The organism is Mesorhizobium sp. P3_A8 (genome assembly GCF_056402995.1).
In genome coordinates this window covers 228,791-247,628 of sequence record NZ_JBFUGI010000004.1, presented here as the reverse complement: position 1 = coordinate 247,628, position 18,838 = coordinate 228,791, and the positions used below count along the sequence as shown (strand labels likewise).

Below are 18,838 nucleotides of genomic sequence, written 5' to 3'. Positions count from 1 at the left end.
CTAGTTCACCCTGGCCTGCACCCACTCTTCCAGCATCTGCACGCCGAAGGCTGTGGCGCCTTGCCTGCCGAGCGGCCGATCGGTGTCGGCCAGTTCCTTGCTGGCGATGTCGAGATGCACCCAGGGCCGGTCTTCGGTGAAATGGCGCAGGAAGGCCGCCGCATAGGGAGCGTCACCATCTTCCATGTCCTTGGCATGGTGCCGCAGATCCGCGAATGGCGATTGCAGCCCCTCATCGTAGGCACGGTCGAGCGGCAGTCGCCAGAATCGCTCGCCGACCGTTTCGCCGGCAGCGATCATCTGCGACGCGATGGCATCGTCGGTGCTGAAAAGGCCGGCGAAAATCGAACCGAGGCCGCGCGTCACCGAATAGGTCAGCGTCGCCAGATCGACGATCACCGACGGATTGAAACGCGTAGCCGCATAATGCAGGCAGTCGGCCAGAAGCAGGCGTCCTTCCGCATCCGTGTCGAACACTTCCACGGTCTGACCCGAGGCGGTCGTGATGATGTCGCGCGGCTTGAGCGCAGTACCCGACGGCATGTTCTCGGCAATGCCAAGCACGCCGATCGCATGCACCGGGCTGCCTTGGCGGGCGAGCGCGATCAGCAGGCCGACGACAGCCGCCGCACCGCCCATGTCGGCCTTCATGTCGAACATCTGCTCGCCGCGCTTGATGCAGAGGCCGCCGGAATCGAAACAGACGCCCTTGCCGACGAAGACGAGTGGCTGGGAGGGAGCCCCCTTGCCGCGATAGCGCAGGACAGCGACCCGTGGCGGCCGCACCGAGCCGGCACCAACCGCCAGCAGCGCGTTCATGCCGAGCTCTTTCAGCTGCGCGGCATCGAGCATTTCGACATCGATGCCGGCTTCGCGCAGCGGCTCCAGATGATCGTGGAAGTTGTCGGGATGGAGATGGTTCGGCGGCAGATTGACCAGCGTGCGCGCATATTCGACGCCGTCCGCAATGGCATTGATCCGCGCCAGCGCCGGGGCCAGATCCGCACCGCTTGCTCCGACCAGTTGTATACGCAAAGTCCGGTCCGCACCCGCGCCTTGGCGCCGGTTGCGCATGTCGAAACGATAGCGCCGCAGCCGCATGCCCAGCGCAACCCGCGCCAGGATTTCCGCACCCGGCAGATCAACGCCGGTAATGGGGTCGAGGACAAGCGTCGCCGCGCATTCGCATTTGCTTTCCAGATGCGCTGCAAGCAAACCGCCGGCGCGCGCCAGCGACAGGGCGCTTACGGCTTCGGCTTTGCCCAGGGCGAGGACGATCACGCGCCGAGCCGATACGCCCTGGGGTGCTATGAGATCGATGCAGGTGCCGGATTCAACCAAGGTGGCAGGATCGGAACAGGCACGGGAGAGAATGCCGCTCATTTCAGCGTCCAGTGCCGCTGCCCGCGGGCCAAAGCCTGTCTGGGCAGTCTGCAAGATCACGACGACAGAGGTTTCCGCGGAAATCTCGTCCGTCGCTTCAAAGACCGGCACTGGYGATTGAGGCATAGACTGGCATTCTCCCATTTGCGGGTGACCTCCAGCCTCGGCGCAGTGTCCATCACGCGCAAAGCTTCTCCCGCCAATGGCGGAGACCGGTTTGGCTGGCCTCTGCCCTTGGTGGAATGGTGCCGGAGGCTCCAAATAAATTGTTTTCAGATGGCGACTTGGTCGCTCTTACCTTTTGGGTATCCCTGAACAGGGCGGGTGATCAAACGCCAATTTTGCCCAAGTCGATTGACAAAAACTCAACCGACAATTCATGATCGGCCAATGGCCCTACCCTCACTCAACGGCATGCGCGCTTTCGAGGCCGCCGCACGTCTCGGCAGCGTCAAGGATGCAGCCGAGGAATTGCACCTGACACCCTCTGCCATCAGCCGCCACATCCGTGCACTGGAAAGAAATCTCGGCCAGGATCTGTTCGAGCGCGGCTTTCGCCAGATAACGCCGACCATCCGCGGCTCTTACTATGCGCGCAGTCTCTCCGAAGCATTCGAGGCCATCTGGCGCGCCACCGACGATGTCAGCCTCGCTGACGGCCCGAGCCATGGCAGGACCCAGCGTGTCCGGGTCTTGTGCGTGCCGGCCGTTCTGAACCTTTGGCTGGCGGACCGGCTGCCGAACTTTCGCAAGCTGCATCCGGCTGTGGAACTGGAGATTTCAACATCGGGCAAGCGCGCCAACTTCGATTTGGCCATTGTCGACGAGTTTGTCTATAAGGCCGGCCCAGCCTTGACGCTGCTGATCCCGCTGGTTCTGACGCCGGTCTGCGCGCCAGCGCTGCTCGATGGGCCGGTACCGCTGCGCTCGCCCGCCGATCTGGTCAATCATCACCTGATCCATGAATGCGAGACCATGAGATGGAAGCGTTGGCTGGAGCAGGAAGGCGTTTTGGACACGACGCCGAAATCCAGCACGACGCTGGATGACTGCACACTAATCATGCGCGAGGCTATCAATGGCGCCGGAATAGCACTTGCCGACACGATGATGGCACAGGATTTTCTGCAGCAAGGCAAACTTGTCGCGCCGTTCGACGCCCGCCACACCTATCCGGCCGGCATCTACCTGCACCAGCGCCGCAGCATCGGCAACAAGCCGGGCACCGGCCTGTTTCAGGATTGGCTGTTGTCGGAAGTCGAGGACCACAAGCGGGTGATGGCCATAGCCTAGGCGGAATCGCCGAAATTCGAATCACCTGACAGGTCGGTCCAACAGCGACCCACCGTTGCGCCCCCTCGATAATCGCGGTTCGCATTGAATATCTTTAAGGCCAAAGCCGGCAAATGGATCCGTTGCCGGTTCCCCTGCGTCAGGCTTAACCTGCACCGTCACCGCGTGGAGGCGCGTGGCCAATCAAGGGGAGGATATTGCAGTGACTATAGAAGGCGCATCGCCTGATCTGTACAACGAGGATCTGGCTCCGGCCAAGGTTCGAAACTGGGGACCGTTTTCGATCTTCAACGTCTGGACGTCGGACGTCCACAGCCTGTGGGGCTATTATCTCGCCGCCAGCCTGTTCCTGTTTTGCGGCGGCTTCGTCAACTTCATCATCGCCATCGGCATCGGCTCTCTGATCATCTACGTGCTGATGAACATGGTCGGCTATGCCGGCGTGAAGACAGGCGTGCCCTACCCCGTGCTGGCCCGCGCTTCCTTCGGCATCTGGGGAGCCAACATACCAGCGCTGGTGCGCGCCATCGTCGCCTGCTTCTGGTATGGCGCACAGACGGCCGCCGCATCGGGCGCCATCGTCGCGCTGCTGATCCGCTCGCAATGGTTCGCCGATTTCAACGCCAACACGCATTTCCTCGGTCATTCCGGCCTGGAAGTGATCTGCTTCGTCGTCATCTGGGCGCTGCAACTGCTGATCATCCAGCGCGGCATGGAGACGGTGCGCCGCTTCCAGGATTGGGCAGGGCCCGCGGTCTGGGTGATGATGCTGCTCCTGGCCGTCTATCTCTGCGTCAAATCGGGGACCTTCGCCTTTACCAGCGACATCCCGATGGACGTGCTCTTGGAGAAGACCAAGGATGCCGGCGTGCCGGGCACGCCGGGCTCGTGGACCGCGCTGTTTGCCGTGGCCGCGATCTGGGTGACCTATTTCTCGGCGCTCTATCTCAACTTCTGTGATTTCGCCCGCTATGCGCCTGACCAGGCGTCGCTGCGCAAAGGCAACATCTGGGGCCTGCCGGTCAACCTCATCCTGTTTTCGATGGTCGCCGGCGTCACCACCATTGCCGCCTACGATGTCTATCATGAAGTGTTGCTGCACCCCGACCAGATCTCGGCCAAGTTCGACAGCTGGTTCCTGGCTGCCCTCGCCGCCCTGACCTTCGCGGTTGCCACTCTAGGCATCAACGTCGTCGCCAACTTCGTCTCGCCGGCCTTCGACTTCTCCAACGTCTTTCCCAGGCAGATCGATTTCAAGAAGGGTGGTTATATCGCCGCCGTGATCGCGCTGCTGCTCTACCCCTTCGCGCCGTGGGATGGCGGTGCCGCGCATTTCGTCAACATCATCGGCGCGACGATGGGACCGATCTTCGGCGTCATGATGGTCGACTACTATCTGATCCGGAAGCGTGAGGTCGACGTCGAGGCGCTCTATCGCGAGAACGGCGAATTCCGGTTCCAGGGCGGCTGGCACGTCAATGCCTTCATCGCCGCCGGCATCGGCGCCATCTTCTCGTCGATCCTGCCCAACTTCACCAACTGGCTGCCGTCCTGGTGGGGCGTCTATGGCTGGTTCTTCGGCGTCGCCATCGCCGGCATCATCTACTACGTGCTGCGCACCGCCGCCGTGAGTGCCGGTGCCAGGACGGCGAAGGCCTGAGGCCCTTTTTCCCTACTCCCCCTTGTGGGAGAAGGTGGATCGGCGCGCAGCGCCGAGACGGTTGAGGGGTGCGTGACGGATCACCGTCATTGCCAAGCTGGAGCACCCCTCATCCGACCTCGCTTCGCGAGGCCACCTTCTCCCGCAGGGGGAGAAGGGAAGACGCTATCCGCCAACCATCTCGGCCAATCTGCGCACCGTGTTCCAGTTGCGCGACGTGCCTATGCCCATGCGCTTGTGGTTAGCGGCGGCAAGCAGCCGCGAGCTTGGCCTTTCGCGCGAAAACACGAGCCATATGTCACCGCCGACCAGGAGCACCTTCTCGTCCTCGTCGGCATAGGCCTGAAGTCCCGATAGGGCATCTTCGGCCACAGCTTTGCGCATCACGCGCACCGCGACCTGGTCGCCAGCTTCTACCGATTCGGCCGGAAATGGATTGCAGTTCGCGAGTTTCAGCCAATCTCCGGCGCCACGGACAATGATGTCGACGTGGCGGCCAAAGGCCGTTTCGAAGGCTGCCTCCAACCGTCTTTCAAGCCCGGCAATCGAAGTCTTCTCAGCCTCGAAAACCAGATTGCCGGTCGCCACCAGCGTGCGGACATTCCTGAGGCCGAGGCCATCCGCCATCGCCTTGAGGTCCGACATGACGACCCGGCGCCCCTCGCCCAAGATGATACTGTAGAGGAGCGCGACATAGGTCTGCATGAAAGGCCCTGCCTGGCGGACGCTTAGACCAGGCGTGACTGCTCGACCGCCGCCTCGATGAAGCTGGCGAACAGCGGGTGCGGATCGAGCGGCCGGCTCTTCAGCTCGGGGTGATACTGCACGCCGATGAACCAGGGATGGTCGGGATACTCGACCGTTTCCGGCAGCACGCCGTCGGGCGACATGCCGGCAAACACCAGGCCGCAATCCTCGAGCCGCTCCTTGTAGTCGATATTAACCTCGTAGCGGTGGCGGTGGCGCTCGGAAATCTGTGTGTCGCCATAGATGTCCGCGATCTTCGAGCCCTTGGCGAGCTCGGCCTGATACGCGCCAAGCCGCATGGTGCCGCCGAGATCGCCGGTCTCGCGGCGTTTCTCCAGCATGTTGCCTTTCAGCCATTCGGTCATCAGGCCGACGACCGGCTCGTTGGTTGGGCCGAACTCGCTCGAAGAGGCGTGCTCGACGCCGGCCAGCGAGCGCGCCGCCTCGATACAGGCCATCTGCATGCCGAAGCAGATGCCGAAATACGGCACCTTGCGCTCACGCGCGAACTTCGCCGCCAGGATCTTGCCTTCGGAGCCACGTTCGCCGAAGCCGCCGGGAACCAGGATGCCATGCACCTTTTCCAGCCACGGCGTCGGATCTTCCTTTTCGAAGATCTCCGATTCGATCCAGTCGAGCTTGACCTTGACGTGGTTGGCCAACCCGCCATGCGAAAGCGCCTCGATCAGCGATTTGTAGGCATCCTTGAGGCCGGTATATTTGCCGACAATGGCGATGGTCACCTCGCCTTCCGGATTGTGGATGCGGTCCGAGACCTTCTGCCATGGCTCCATGCGCGGCTTCGGCGCCGGGTCGATGCCGAACGCGGCCAGCACTTCCGAATCAAGCCCTTCCTTGTGGTAGGCCATCGGCACGTCGTAGATGTGCGGCACGTCGAGCGCCTGGATGACGGCACTTTCCCTGACATTGCAAAACAGCGACAGTTTTCTGCGCTCTTCCTTGGGAATGGCGCGGTCGGCACGGACCAGCAGGATGTCGGGCGCGATGCCGATGCCGCGCAGTTCCTTGACTGAATGCTGGGTCGGCTTGGTCTTCAACTCACCCGCCGTCGGGATGTAAGGCATCAGCGTCAGATGCACGTAGACGGCATTGTTGCGCGGCAGATCATTGCCGAGCTGGCGGATCGCCTCGAGGAACGGCATCGCCTCGATGTCGCCGACAGTGCCGCCAATCTCGCACAGCACGAAATCATAGTCGTCATTGCCGTTGAGGACGAAATTCTTGATCTCGTCGGTGACGTGCGGAATGACCTGCACGGTCGCGCCGAGATAGTCGCCGCGCCGCTCGCGTTCGATGATGTTCTTGTAGATGCGGCCGGTGGTGATGTTGTCTTGCTGGTTGGCCGAGCGGCCGGTGAAGCGCTCGTAATGGCCAAGATCGAGATCGGTTTCGGCACCGTCATCGGTAACGAACACCTCGCCATGCTGGTACGGCGACATCGTGCCGGGATCGACATTGAGGTAAGGGTCGAGTTTTTTGATGCGTGCGCGATAGCCTCGCGCCTGCAGGAGAGCCCCAAGGGCCGCTGCGGCAATGCCTTTTCCAAGTGAGGAAACCACGCCGCCTGTGATGAATACATATCGCGCCATGGGAGTCATCGCTTAACGCGGCCGGATTGATTCCGCCAGAGAAAAAACCACCGCGAAGGCTTTTTCCCAAGAAGGCGCTTGGACCAAGATCCCGAAACGTGGATCCGGTTTCACGACCGAACAGGCTTGATCGTAAACGGGCAAAACAAAAGGGCCGGCTGAGCCGGCCCTTTCGGCATGATGATAAAAACGTCAGATGATGACGACTTTGGTGCCGACCCTGACGCGGCTGTAGAGGTCCATGACGTGGTCGTTCATCATGCGGAAGCAACCATTGGAGGCACTGGTGCCGATCGACTGCGGCGCGATGGTGCCGTGGATACGCAGATGCGTGTCCTTCTTGCCGTCATAGAGATAGATGGCGCGCGCGCCGAGCGGGTTCTGGCCACCGCCGGGCATGCCGTCCTTGTACTGGGCGTAGTGCTTGGGCTCACGCTTCTGCATGTCGAGCGTCGGTATCCAGCGCGGCCATTCCTGCTTGTCGCCGACGGCAACCGTGCCCTTGAACTGCAGGCCTTCACGGCCGACCGCGATGGCGTAGCGACGCGCGGTGGTCGACGATTCGACGAGATAGAGCCGGCGCGCACTGGTGTCGATGACGATGGTGCCGGCATCGTAGCCGGTGAATTCCACGTCCTGGGGGACGAATTCCGGCTTCACCTTGAACGGCTTCTTGGCGTTCTTCTGGGCGAGTGCCTGGTCGAGCGCGCGTGTCTCGGGCAGATAGCGAATCGATGAGCCGGATGAGGTCCCGCCGAACAGGCCGGCGAACAGACCGCCACTTGGCTGCTTCTGGCCGCCGATGACCTCGCTGCGCAGTTCCCCATTGTTGCCGGTCAAGGCGACGTTCATCGCCTCGGCCGGGAGCGGCTCGGCCGACTGGATCGGTGTGACCGGTTCAACCGGCTCGATGATTTTGGTGGTCTTCTTGGCCGGCTTGGCGTCGGCCACGTCGGTCGCCGGTGCGCTCTTGCCCTTCTTGGCCAGGAAGGCCTGCCGTTCCGCGTCGGCCTTGGCCTTGGCAGCTTCACGCATCGCCAGCTTCCTGGCTTCGAGCGCCTTGGCCTTGGCGTCCTCCTTGTCGGCAACGATCTTGGCCTCGATCTTCTTGATCTGGGCGAGATCGTCCGGTGTCGGGTTTTTCTTCTTCTTGAGAAGCCTCAACTGCGCCGCATCACTCTTGGTGGCTGCGACAGGGATTGCGTCGGTTCTGTCGACCGACTGATTGGCGACCATATTGGCCGGCACACCGGCGAAAGCCGGGGAACTCAGGCCGAGTGCGGCGCAAAGTCCCAGGAAAATGAAGCTGCGAAGCTGCATGGCGAAGATCCGATCGTTCAATGCTTGTTGCCCACGGCGTCGCCCGGCGTCCCCCAAGGACACCGAAAATGCCGCGTGCAATCTATAGTCGAATAAGCGCGGACGCCTCAAGCGTGGGACCGCGCTACTGGGCGTCGAATCTTCGTGATCGCGCAGCATTTGCCGCGACTGTGTTCAAACGATCACAGATCGCGGCTTGGAAAAGTAGAGGTTACTGGTTCGGGACCTGCGGTGCGGCCGGCGCGGTGTTGGTGCCGTTGCTTGCCGGCGGCGTCGCACCAGAGGCGGGCGCGGTGGCCGGAGCGGCCGGCGCAGGCGTCGTTGCCGCGCCATTGCCCGACGGCGGCGTCGGCGTGGTGGTGCCGGCGGGCGCCGGGGTCGTCGTGCCCGGCAACTGGTTGAGCACGCCCTTGCCGGCGCCGTCCGAAGTCGCAGGAACGCGGTCGAGAATGTCGATCGGCTTCTCGCCGTAGCGGGCAATGATCGACAAGGTCAGCGACGTGACGAAGAATGCCGCCGCCAGAATAGCCGTCGCCCGCGTCAAAGCGTTGGCGGCGCCACGTGCCGTCATGAAGCCCGATCCACCACCAATGCCAAGGCCACCGCCTTCGGAGCGTTGCAGCAGCACCACGCCGACGAGGGCGAGCACGACCATGAGATGGATGACGATCAGTACGGTTTGCATAGTTTATCCTGGCAAGGCCTTGCCCGGCCGCGGACACGACCGGTGAATTGGAGGCGGCTCAATACAATGCTTTCACGGCATTTCCAAGCCCGTGGCCGGAATATGGGAAGCAACGCGCCCTTTGCAACGAATTTGGACGGGATGAGCCCCGTCCATTGTCGTGGATATCAGCCTGAAATGCTGCGATAGGCTTCGGCGATACCGAGGAAATCAGCGGCTTTCAGGCTGGCGCCGCCGACCAGCGCGCCATCGACATTCCTGACGCCCAGCAGTTCCACCGCGTTGGACGGCTTGACCGAGCCGCCATAGAGAATGCGCATTTTGGCAGCGATGGCGCCGAGCTTTTCCGCCAGCTTTTCGCGGATATGCGCATGCGCTTCGGCCACATCGGCGGTGGTCGGCGTCAGGCCGGTGCCGATCGCCCATACCGGCTCATAGGCAATGATGGTGTTGGATGGCGTGGCACTCGGCGGCACCGAGCCGGCGACCTGGCGCGCCAGCACGTCGAGCGTGGCGCCTGCTTCACGCTGTTGCTGTGTCTCGCCGATGCAAACGATGGCCACCAGCCCGGCACGCCATGCGGCGGCGGCCTTGGCCTGGACCGTCGCATCGTCCTCGCCGCGTTGTTCGCGGCATTCGGAATGGCCGACAATGACGTGGCTGGCGCCGGCGTCCTTCAGCATCTCGGCCGAGATGCAGCCGGTGTAGGCGCCGCTCTCCTTGGTGTGGCAATCCTCGCCGCCGGCATGGACCGGCGTGCGCGACAGAATCTCCGCGGCATGGGAAAGCAGCGTCGCGGGAACGCAGACCAGGGATTCGGTCTCCGCGTCGAGCCCGCTCATGAAGCCGTTGCCGATCATCCTGAGCTCGTTCAGGGAGGCGCTGGTGCCGTTCATTTTCCAGTTGCCGGCGACAAGCGGGCGAATTCCTGGCGTCATGGTCTGCTTCTCCGGGCAATATCAAGCTCTGGCCCTCACTACCAAAATCAGGCCACAAAGCAATCGACAGTGGGCCGGAAGGGCGCTATTGCGCTTGTTTCAAACTCGGCGCATCCGAAAATGCGCATAAATCGGAAGTAACGATGCTTGGTGTATTGAGAAGCGCGGCGGGTACCTGGGTCGCGAAGACATTGCTTTCGCTGTTGGTGGTCAGTTTCGCCGCCTGGGGCATCTCCGGGAAGCTGATGGGCGGCTTTGCCGGCCACGATTCGGTGATTACTGCGGGTGGCACCAAGGTATCGATCAACGAATATCGCCTCGCCTATGATCGCCAGTTGGCTGTCATGTCGCAGCAGTTCGGCCAGCGCCTCACCCATGAACAGGCAAAGGCGCTCGGCATCGACAACACGGTTCTGTCGCAGCTCGTCTCCGGTGCCGTTCTCGACGAGCAGGCGCGCAAGCTTGGCCTCGGCCTGTCCAAGGATCGGCTGGCCGAGCTGACGCGTGAGGATCCGGCGTTCAAGGGCCCAGGCGGCCAGTTCGACAGAAGAACATTCGAGTACATGCTGCGCCAGGTCGGCATGCGGCCCGAAGATTACCTGAAGAATCGCGCCCAGGTGGCGGTGCGCCAGCAGATCGTCGAGGCGGTCTCGGACGGCCTCAAGGCTCCGGACACTTTCTTCAAGGCGGTCGCGCTCTATCGCGGCGAGGATCGCACCGTCGACTATCTGCAATTGCCAAAGACGCTCGTCGAGCCGATCGAGGCGCCGAGCGACAGCGTGCTTAAGGCCTATTTCGAGGCCAACAAGAAAACCTACGCAGCACCTGAATACCGCAAATTCTCCTATGTCCGCCTCGAGCCGGTGGACATCGCGGATCCGACCGCCGTTACCGATCAACAGGTCAACGACGACTACAACAAGAACAAGGGCCGCTACACCACGCCCGAATTGCGCACCATCGAACAGCTTGTGTTCAAGACGCCGGATGCGGCCAAGGCAGCGCTTGATTCGCTCAAGGCCGGCGCCACCTTCGAAAAGCTGGTGACCGCCGAAGGCAAGACCCCGGCCGACACGCTGCTTGGCACGCTCGCCAAGGACAGGATCGCCGACAAGGCGGTTGCCGATGCCGCTTTCGCGCTCAACGCCAATGAAGTCAGCCAGGTCGTTCAGGGCACCTTCGGTCCGGTGCTGCTGCGCGTCACCGAGATCAAGCCCGAGGTGGTCAAGCCACTCACTGAGGTCTCCGACCAGATCCGCAAGGACCTGGCCCTGGGCGAGGCGAGCCGCATCCTTCTGGATGTGCACGACAATTACGAAGACACCCGCGCCTCCGGCAGTTCGCTGGCCGACGCGGCCGCCAAGCTGAAGTTGAAGGACATCACCCTCGACGCCATCGATCGCAGCGGCCTCAGGCCGGACGGCTCCATCGTCAAGGACCTGCCGGAATCGCCGGAACTGATCAAGGCGGTGTTTGACGCCGAACCCAAGACCGAAAACGAAGCGCTGACCACGGCTGACAACGGCTTCATCTTCTATGAGGTTGCTTCGATCACGCCGGCGCGCGACCGAACGCTGGATGAAGTCCGCCAGAAGGTCGTGGCCGACTGGACGGCGGCGGAGACGACCAAGCGGCTTGCCGCCAAGGCGGACGAACTGGAAAAGCGGCTCAAGGCTGGCGCCACGCTCGACGTCATCGCCGGCGAGCTCAAGTTGGAGAAGCAGACCAAGCGCGGCCTGAAGCGCGAAGCCGACGATGCCGATTTCGGCAAGGAAGGTGCTGCCGTGATGTTCGGCGTCGGCGAAGGCGGCACCGGCCTGATCCCCTCGCCCACCGGCGACGGGCAGATCCTGTTCAAGGTCGCCGAAGTGTTCGAACCCGCCGGGGCCGATGCCAGCTCGGTGCCGGAGGACGCGCAGAAATCCTTCACCTCCGGTATGTCGGACGATCTGCTCGACCAGTTGGTGGCGCAGTTGCAGACGCAGTACGACGTCCGCGTCGACCAGGCCGCCGTTGCCCAAGCCTCGACAAGATGAGCGCGCTGAAAACCCATATCGCCAAGGTTGCGGGCGGCAGTGCGCTTTCCTTTGAGGAAGCGCGCGAGGCCTTCGACATCATCATGTCGGGCGACGCGACCCCAGGGCAGATCGGCGGCTTCCTGATGGCGCTGCGCGTGCGCGGCGAGACAGTGAGCGAGATTTCAGGCGCTGTCGCCACGATGCGCGCCAAGATGCTTCGCGTCGAGGCGCCCGCCGGCGCGATCGATATCGTCGGCACGGGCGGCGACAATTCCCACAGCGTCAACATTTCGACCGGGTCGGCCTTCGTCATCGCCGGTAGCGGTGTCCCGGTCGCCAAGCACGGCAATCGCGGCCTGTCCTCGCTGACCGGTGCCGCCGATGTCCTGATCGCGCTCGGGGTCAAGATCGACATTCCGCCGGAAACGATCGGTCGCTGCATCCACGAAGCCGGCGTCGGTTTCATGTTCGCGCCCGCGCACCACCCGGCGATGAAACATGTCGGCCCGACCCGCGTCGAACTCGGCACCCGCACCATCTTCAACCTGCTCGGCCCGCTTTCCAATCCAGCCGGGGTCACGCGGCAGATGGTCGGTGTGTTCCTGCCGGAATGGATCATGCCAGTGGCCGAGACATTGAAGGCGCTGGGCACAGAGCATGCATGGGTCGTCCATGGCGACGGCTATGACGAAATCACCACCACCGGCGAGACCCATGTCGCCGAACTGGTTGGCGGCGAGATCCGCAGCTTCACGCTGACCCCGGAAGAGGTCGGGCTGAAGCGCCATGCCAAGGACGCGCTGCGCGGCGGTGACGCCGCTTACAATGCCAAGGCCCTGCGCGATATGCTGGGCGGCGCTGCCGGTGCCTATCGCGACACCGTGCTGATGAATGCCGGCGCTGGACTGGTGGTGGCGGGCAAGGCGACGACGCTTGGTGACGGCATCGCGCTCGCCGCGCAGGCCATCGACAGTGGCCGGGCACTGCAGGTACTCGATCATCTGGTCGAGATTTCAAACGGGTGACCCGTGTCTGACATTCTGCGCAAGATCGAGGCCTACAAGCGCGACGAGATCGCCGCTGCCAAGGCACGCGTGCCGCTGGCCGAGATCAAGGCGCGGGCGAAGGACGCCGACGCACCGCGCGGCTTTCTCGCCGCACTCGAGGCGAAGCGCAGGTCGGGCAACTTCGCCCTGATCGCCGAAATCAAGAAGGCAAGCCCGTCCAAGGGGCTGATCCGTGCCGATTTCGATCCACCGGCATTGGCGCAGGCCTATGAGAAAGGCGGCGCCGCCTGTCTTTCGGTATTGACCGATGCACCGTCCTTCCAGGGCGCCCCGGAATTTCTCACCAAGGCACGGGCAGCCGTCGCCCTGCCCGCGCTGCGCAAGGATTTCCTGTTCGACCCCTATCAGGTCTATGAGGCCCGCGCCTGGGGCGCTGATGCCATCCTGATCATCATGGCCAGCGTCGATGATGGCCTGGCGAGCGAATTGGAAGCGACGGCATTCGAACTCGGCATGGATGCGCTGATCGAGGTCCATGACGAGGCCGAGACGCTGCGCGCGGTAAAGCTGTCGTCGCAGCTGATCGGCATCAACAACCGCAATCTGAGAACATTCGAAACCAGCCTTAAAACCTCGGAACGGCTGGCGCCGATGGTGCCGGGCGGCCGCTTGCTGGTCAGCGAGAGCGGTATTTTCACCCATGACGACTGCCTCAGGATGCAGAAGACCGGCATCGGCACCTTCCTTGTCGGCGAGAGCCTGATGCGGCAAGAGGATGTCACCACTGCCACGCGTCTGCTGTTGACGGGCAAGGTATCGGCCGAGGCCGTCTGACGATGACGTCAGCCCTCACCCATCTCGGCGCGCAGGGCGAGGCCAACATGGTCGATGTCGGCGGCAAGGAAGAGACGACTCGAACCGCGATCGCCGAGGGTTTCGTCTCCATGCAGCCCGAGACCTTGAAGACCATTCTCGCCGGCAACGCCAAGAAGGGCGATGTACTCGGCACCGCGCGCATCGCCGGCATCATGGCGGCGAAGAAGACGCATGAGTTGATTCCGCTCTGCCATCCACTGCTCCTCACCAAGGTTTCCGTCGACATCGAGCCTGACCATGCGCTGCCCGGCCTGAAAGTCACCGCGCTGGCGCGTGTCACCGGCAAGACCGGCGTCGAGATGGAAGCGCTGACCGCCGCTTCCGTGGCCTGCCTGACCATTTACGACATGGCCAAGGCCGTGGACCGCGCCATGGTCATCTCCGGCATCCGGCTGGTCGAAAAGACCGGCGGCAAGTCCGGCGATTACAAGGCTGGCGCCTGATGGCGCTGGTTCCGGTCGCGGAGGCGCTCGAACGCCTGCTGGATGGTGCAGCACCTCTGGCCGGCGAAAGCGTTTCCCTGTTCGAGGCGGTTGATCGTGTGCTGACGGAGCCTGTCGCGGCGCTGCGCACCCAGCCGCCCTTCAATGCCTCGGCCATGGATGGCTATGCCACCCGCGCAGCCGATGTCGCGTCGGCACCGTCGCGACTCTCGGTGATCGGCATGGCGCCCGCCGGGCGTGGCTTTGACGGCACGGTCGGCGAGCGCCAGGCAGTGCGCATCTTCACCGGCGCGCCGCTACCCGACGGCGCCGACACCATCGTCATCCAGGAGAACGTCCGCGATCTCGGTGGCGGCCATATCGAAGTGATCGAGCCCACCGCGGAGTGGCGCAACATCCGCCGCATCGGTCTCGACTTTTCCAAAGGCGACGTCTTGCTGGATAAAGGCCGCTTGCTCGACCCGGCGGCGCTTTCACTGGCAGCATCGGCCAATCATCCCACTGTAAACGTGGTGAAACGGCCGCTGGTCGCCATCATCGCCACCGGCGACGAGCTGTTGCCGCCGGGCAGCGAACTCGGGCCGGACCAGATCATCTCGTCCAACGCTTACGGCGTCGCCGCTGCCGCGCAATCGGTCGGCGCTCGTGCCCTCGATCTCGGCATTGCCGCCGATCGCAAGGAGGCAATTGCCGCGCTGGTGCAAAAAGCGGTCGCGGCCGGTGCGGATATCATTGTCACGCTCGGCGGCGCCTCGGTCGGCGATCACGACCTGATCCATGACGTGCTGACCGGCGAAGGCATGACGCTCGGCTTCTGGAAGATCGCCATGCGCCCCGGCAAGCCGCTGATGTTCGGCCGCCTCGGCGCTATCAGGTGCATCGGCCTGCCCGGCAACCCGGTGGCGAGCCTGGTCTGCTCGCAATTGTTCCTGAAGCCGCTTCTGGCGAGGCTCGGCGGTCGCAATCATCGCCAGGACATCCGTCCGGCCCGATTGGGCGCGGCAATGCACGCCAACGATCTTCGCCAGGATTATGTGCGGGCGGTGGTCAGGGAAGACGATGGCGGGCTGGTGGCGACGCCGTTCAGCATCCAGGATTCTTCCATGCTGAGGATGCTGGCCGACGCCAACGGACTGATCGTGCGCGCCCCGTTTGCCCCTGCTTCCGCTGCAGGAGACTCCTGCAACGTGCTGATGTTGCGCTGAAGAACTGCCACATAAGCCGCTGATAACGTGGAAAAATGATCTCGGCTATTCCGAGAGCAAGGCCCGCGTCAGCGCATGCGCCGGATCGGCAAGCCCGTCGACAATGTCGTAGTGATGCCGGTCGGGCTCGACCACAGCGCTGGTGGCGGCGCCAAGACCGGTCCAGATGTTGGCCAGCAGCGCAGTCTGGCGCAGGAACTCCGAACGCTCACCACCGCCGACCCAGCAAGTGATGCGAACACCATCCATGGGGCGCAGCAGCGCCGGGCTTTCCGCCAAGGCTTCGGCCTCATCGATTGCCAATGCCGCATTGTGCCCGGTGAACATAAGTGGACGCAGGTCATGCAGGCCTGAAATCGAGACGACATGGCGTATGCGCCGGGCAACATCGGTGGCCAGCGGCGTTAATGTGGTCACCATGCGGCTGGCGAGATGTCCGCCGGCCGAATGTCCGGTGAGCATCAGCGGACCGTCAACCATGGCCGCCGCCTTGCCGATCGCCGCGCCAATTTCGCCGACGATGCCGGCGATGCGTATGTCCGGGCACAGCGTGTAGGACGGCATCGCCACGGCAAAGCCGCCGCTAACCGCGCCCTTGGCGAGGTGCGACCAGTCGCTCTTGTCGGACTCCAGCCAGTAACCGCCGTGGATGAACACGACGAGTCCCTTGGGCGCGGCATCGGGCAGGAAAAGATCGAACCGATTGCGCGGTCGGTCGCCATAGGCGATGTCGAGCCGTGCCCGGCCCCGGGCCGCCAACGCATCACGAAAGGCTTGCGCCGGTTCCGTCCAGGCAGCCGGCCAACGGTCGCTGCCGGCGATATTCGCGCCGTTGGCGTAGGCATTGTCCCAATCGGCAATGCGATGTCTAGGCATCGGCACCCTCCCCGAAGCGGCATCGTTTCGGCGCTAGCAATGGCCGCCACCATGCCATGCGTCAATGCTCCAGGCAAAACATTTTAGGCTTGAAACAAATTTCGACTGGTGCGATCCTGCCCGACGAACAGCTGACAATGGGAGGTCTGCTGTGCTGTCCCGAAACCTGCGGATGTTCATCCTTTCCGGGTGGCGTCGTCGAACAGGTGTAGCTGGCTGCACGAAGCCTCTCGCGAAAAGATGGGAACTTCAGATCCACCACCTCGGACACGTGCTTCGCGCACTGGCCAGGCAGCAAATGGGATGGCGGCGAGATGCTTGGGCCTTCAGCGCATATCGACACGTTCACGCGCGATCATCTGCCGCCGCCGGATCAATGGCCTGACTTCCTGCTCGACGGCTTCGACTATCCCGAACGCCTCAACGCCGGCGTCGAATTGACCGACAGGCTGGTCGAGAAGGGCCTCGGCGACCACACCGCCCTGATCGGCAATGGCCGCCGCCGCACCTACAAGGAACTGTCCGACTGGACGAATAGGCTGGCGCACGCGCTGGTCGAGAATTACGGCGTCAAGCCGGGCAACCGGGTGCTTATCCGCTCTGCCAACAACCCCGCAATGGTTGCCTGCTGGCTGGCCGCCACCAAGGTCGGCGCTGTCGTCGTCAACACCATGCCGATGCTGCGCGCCGGCGAACTTACCAAGATCGTCGACAAGGCGGAGATCACCACCGCGCTCTGCGACACCAGGCTGATGGACGAGATGACCGCCTGCGCCAAGGACAGTGCGTTCCTGAAGCAGGTCATCGGCTTCGACGGCACCGCCAACCATGATGCCGAACTCGATCGCGCCGCCCTCGACAAGCCGGTGATCTTCACCGCAGTCAACACCGGCCGTGACGACGTCGCCCTGCTCGGCTTCACTTCCGGCACGACGGGTGTGCCGAAGGCGACGATGCATTTCCACCGCGACCTGCTGATCATCGCCGACGCCTATGCCCGCGAAATTCTCCAGGTGACGCCGGACGATATCTTCGTCGGCTCACCGCCGCTGGCCTTCACCTTCGGCCTAGGCGGCCTCGCCATCTTTCCCCTGCGCTTCGGTGCAGCAGCGACACTGCTGGAACAGGCGACGCCACCCAACATGATCCATATCATCGAGACCTACAAAGCGACCGTCTCCTTCACCGCGCCGACCGCCTACCGCGCCATGCTGAAGGCCATGGATGAAGGCGCCGATTTGTCATCGCTGCGCGTTGCCGTCTCGGCCGGCGAGACATTGCTGGCTCCGGTCTTCGAAGAGTGGACGCGAAAGACCGGCAAGCCGATCCTCGACGGCATCGGCGCCACCGAAATGCTGCACATCTTCATCTCCAACCGTTTTGGCGACATGAAGCCTGCGTCGACCGGCAAACCAGTCGGCGGCTATGAGGCGCGCATCGTCGACGATGAGATGCGCGAGGTGCCGCGCGGCGAGACTGGACGGCTGGCGGTGCGCGGCCCGACCGGCTGCCGCTACATGGCCGACGACAGGCAGAAGGAGTATGTGCGCGACGGCTGGAACCTCACCGGCGACACGTTTACCCAGGACGAGGACGGCTTCTTCCACTTCGCCGCCCGCTCCGACGACATGATCGTCAGCGCCGGCTACAACATTGCCGGGCCGGAGGTCGAGGCAGCACTGCTGTCGCATCCCGATGTCGCCGAATGCGCTGTCATCGGCGCCGAGGACGGCGAACGCGGCCAGATCGTCGAGGCGCATGTCGTGCTGGTGCAGGGCGTGGCGCCAGACGCGCTGACCGTCAAACGCCTGCAGGACCACGTCAAGACAACGATCGCGCCCTACAAATATCCGCGCTCGGTAAAATTCATCACCGCCCTGCCCAAGACCCAGACCGGCAAGATCCAGCGCTTCCGGCTGCGCACGGAGAAAATCAATTGAGCGAGCCCTACGATCCAGCGTCCGAAGGCGCACAGATGTCGTTCAAGGAGCGCATGTCCTACAGCGACTATCTGCACCTGGAAAAAGTCCTGGAAGCACAAACGCCGCTGTCGTCGGCGCATGACGAGATGCTGTTCATCATCCAGCACCAGACATCGGAACTCTGGATGAAGCTCGCTCTGCACGAGATCGGCGCTGCGATCCGTTCCATTCGCGCCGATCGGCTCGAGCCGAGCTTCAAGATGCTGTCGCGCGTCGCCCGCATTTTCGAGCAGTTGAACAATGCCTGGGACGTGCTGCGCACGATGACGCCAAGCGAATACACCGAATTCCGCGACGCGCTTGGCCAATCCTCCGGCTTCCAGTCCTGGCAATACCGTGCCATCGAGTTCATGGCCGGCAACCGCAACCTCGCAATGCTCGGGCCGCACAAGCATCGGCCGGACCTGAGCGGCAAGCTGGAGGCGATCCTGGCGGAACCGTCGCTTTACGATGAAGCACTACTGCTTTTGGCACGCAACGGGTTCGACATCGGCGCCGATGCCAGGCGCACGGACTGGCGTGAGACGCGCACCGAGAACGAAGAAGTCCTGGTCGCCTGGCAGACCGTTTATCGCGACCCGCAGCGCTACTGGATGTTCTACGAGCTGGCCGAAAAACTGGTCGATTTCGAGGATTATTTCCGCCGCTGGCGCTTCAACCACGTCACCACGGTCGAGCGCATCATCGGCCTGAAGCGCGGCACCGGCGGCACATCAGGCGCGTCCTATCTGAAGAAGATGCTCGAGGTCGTGCTGTTTCCGGAACTGTGGACGGTCCGCACCCGGCTTTAATCTC

Annotated in this window: 16 protein-coding genes; 9 read left to right on the top strand and 7 right to left on the bottom strand. The window is 63.2% G+C overall.

Going from position 1 to position 18,838, the window contains the following annotated elements; all coding sequences use genetic code 11:
- Complete coding sequence (locus tag AC1DX4_RS11875) at window positions 1-1,509, bottom strand: leucyl aminopeptidase (protein ID WP_477220489.1); 1,509 nt, start codon at window positions 1,507-1,509, stop codon at window positions 1-3.
- A gap of 264 nt (window positions 1,510-1,773) precedes the next feature.
- On the opposite strand from AC1DX4_RS11875, the gene AC1DX4_RS11870 reads away from it, so the two are divergent.
- Together AC1DX4_RS11870 and AC1DX4_RS11865 are read left to right on the top strand one after the other, a co-directional pair.
- A complete protein-coding gene (locus AC1DX4_RS11870; protein WP_477220488.1) occupies window positions 1,774-2,676 on the top strand; it encodes a LysR substrate-binding domain-containing protein in 903 nt (300 codons plus the stop codon).
- 202 nt (window positions 2,677-2,878) lie between these two features.
- A complete protein-coding gene (locus tag AC1DX4_RS11865) occupies window positions 2,879-4,336 on the top strand; it encodes an NCS1 family nucleobase:cation symporter-1 (RefSeq protein WP_477220487.1) in 1,458 nt (485 codons plus the stop codon).
- A gap of 165 nt (window positions 4,337-4,501) precedes the next feature.
- On the opposite strand, the gene AC1DX4_RS11860 is transcribed toward AC1DX4_RS11865, so the two are convergent.
- The 5 genes from AC1DX4_RS11860 to tpiA all read right to left on the bottom strand — a co-directional run bounded on the left by AC1DX4_RS11860 (window position 4,502) and on the right by tpiA (window position 9,636).
- The gene (locus AC1DX4_RS11860) at window positions 4,502-5,041 is read right to left on the bottom strand and encodes a DUF1697 domain-containing protein (RefSeq protein ID WP_477220486.1); all 540 of its coding nucleotides are present in this window, start codon (window positions 5,039-5,041) and stop codon (window positions 4,502-4,504) included.
- Between the two features lie 23 nt (window positions 5,042-5,064).
- Window positions 5,065-6,702: a CTP synthase gene (locus AC1DX4_RS11855; protein ID WP_475450740.1), complete on the bottom strand. Its 1,638-nt coding sequence runs from the start codon at window positions 6,700-6,702 to the stop codon at window positions 5,065-5,067.
- A 183-nt stretch (window positions 6,703-6,885) separates the two neighbouring features.
- Window positions 6,886-8,013, bottom strand: coding sequence for a L,D-transpeptidase (locus AC1DX4_RS11850; RefSeq protein ID WP_477220485.1), 1,128 nt, complete (start codon window positions 8,011-8,013; stop codon window positions 6,886-6,888).
- 211 nt (window positions 8,014-8,224) lie between these two features.
- Window positions 8,225-8,698, bottom strand: a complete 474-nt coding sequence (gene secG, locus AC1DX4_RS11845; RefSeq protein ID WP_477220484.1) for a preprotein translocase subunit SecG — start codon at window positions 8,696-8,698, stop codon at window positions 8,225-8,227.
- 167 nt (window positions 8,699-8,865) lie between these two features.
- Complete coding sequence (gene tpiA / locus AC1DX4_RS11840) at window positions 8,866-9,636, bottom strand: triose-phosphate isomerase (protein WP_477220483.1); 771 nt, start codon at window positions 9,634-9,636, stop codon at window positions 8,866-8,868.
- A 143-nt stretch (window positions 9,637-9,779) separates the two neighbouring features.
- Between tpiA and AC1DX4_RS11835 the strand changes: the two genes are divergently transcribed.
- From AC1DX4_RS11835 to AC1DX4_RS11815, 5 genes are read left to right on the top strand one after another with little or no spacing between them, the layout of a single operon-like run.
- A complete protein-coding gene (locus AC1DX4_RS11835; RefSeq protein ID WP_477220482.1) occupies window positions 9,780-11,672 on the top strand; it encodes a SurA N-terminal domain-containing protein in 1,893 nt (630 codons plus the stop codon).
- On the top strand, window positions 11,669-12,679 hold the full coding sequence (gene trpD / locus AC1DX4_RS11830) for an anthranilate phosphoribosyltransferase (protein ID WP_477220481.1): 1,011 nt from the start codon (window positions 11,669-11,671) through the stop codon (window positions 12,677-12,679). Before AC1DX4_RS11835 ends, trpD begins: the two co-directional genes overlap by 4 nt.
- A gap of 3 nt (window positions 12,680-12,682) precedes the next feature.
- The gene (trpC, locus tag AC1DX4_RS11825) at window positions 12,683-13,495 is read left to right on the top strand and encodes an indole-3-glycerol phosphate synthase TrpC (protein WP_477220480.1); all 813 of its coding nucleotides are present in this window, start codon (window positions 12,683-12,685) and stop codon (window positions 13,493-13,495) included.
- Between the two features lie 2 nt (window positions 13,496-13,497).
- Window positions 13,498-13,980 (top strand): cyclic pyranopterin monophosphate synthase MoaC, encoded by a 483-nt coding sequence (moaC, locus tag AC1DX4_RS11820; RefSeq protein WP_477220479.1) that lies wholly within the window; start codon window positions 13,498-13,500, stop codon window positions 13,978-13,980.
- Entirely contained in the window at window positions 13,980-15,185 is a 1,206-nt protein-coding gene (locus AC1DX4_RS11815) for a molybdopterin molybdotransferase MoeA (protein ID WP_477220478.1), read from the top strand. The genes moaC and AC1DX4_RS11815 overlap by 1 nt, the downstream gene beginning before the upstream one ends.
- A gap of 45 nt (window positions 15,186-15,230) precedes the next feature.
- Here the strand turns inward: AC1DX4_RS11815 and AC1DX4_RS11810 are convergent, their stop codons facing one another.
- Window positions 15,231-16,061 carry an alpha/beta hydrolase gene (locus AC1DX4_RS11810; RefSeq protein WP_477220477.1) on the bottom strand — a complete coding sequence of 277 codons (831 nt, stop codon included), beginning with the start codon at window positions 16,059-16,061 and terminating at the stop codon, window positions 15,231-15,233.
- Between the two features lie 314 nt (window positions 16,062-16,375).
- Between AC1DX4_RS11810 and AC1DX4_RS11805 the strand changes: the two genes are divergently transcribed.
- Window positions 16,376-18,001 (top strand): AMP-binding protein, encoded by a 1,626-nt coding sequence (locus tag AC1DX4_RS11805; protein ID WP_477220476.1) that lies wholly within the window; start codon window positions 16,376-16,378, stop codon window positions 17,999-18,001.
- Complete coding sequence (kynA, locus tag AC1DX4_RS11800; RefSeq protein ID WP_027044534.1) at window positions 17,998-18,834, top strand: tryptophan 2,3-dioxygenase; 837 nt, start codon at window positions 17,998-18,000, stop codon at window positions 18,832-18,834. Before AC1DX4_RS11805 ends, kynA begins: the two co-directional genes overlap by 4 nt.
- Window positions 18,835-18,838 lie beyond the last annotated feature (4 nt).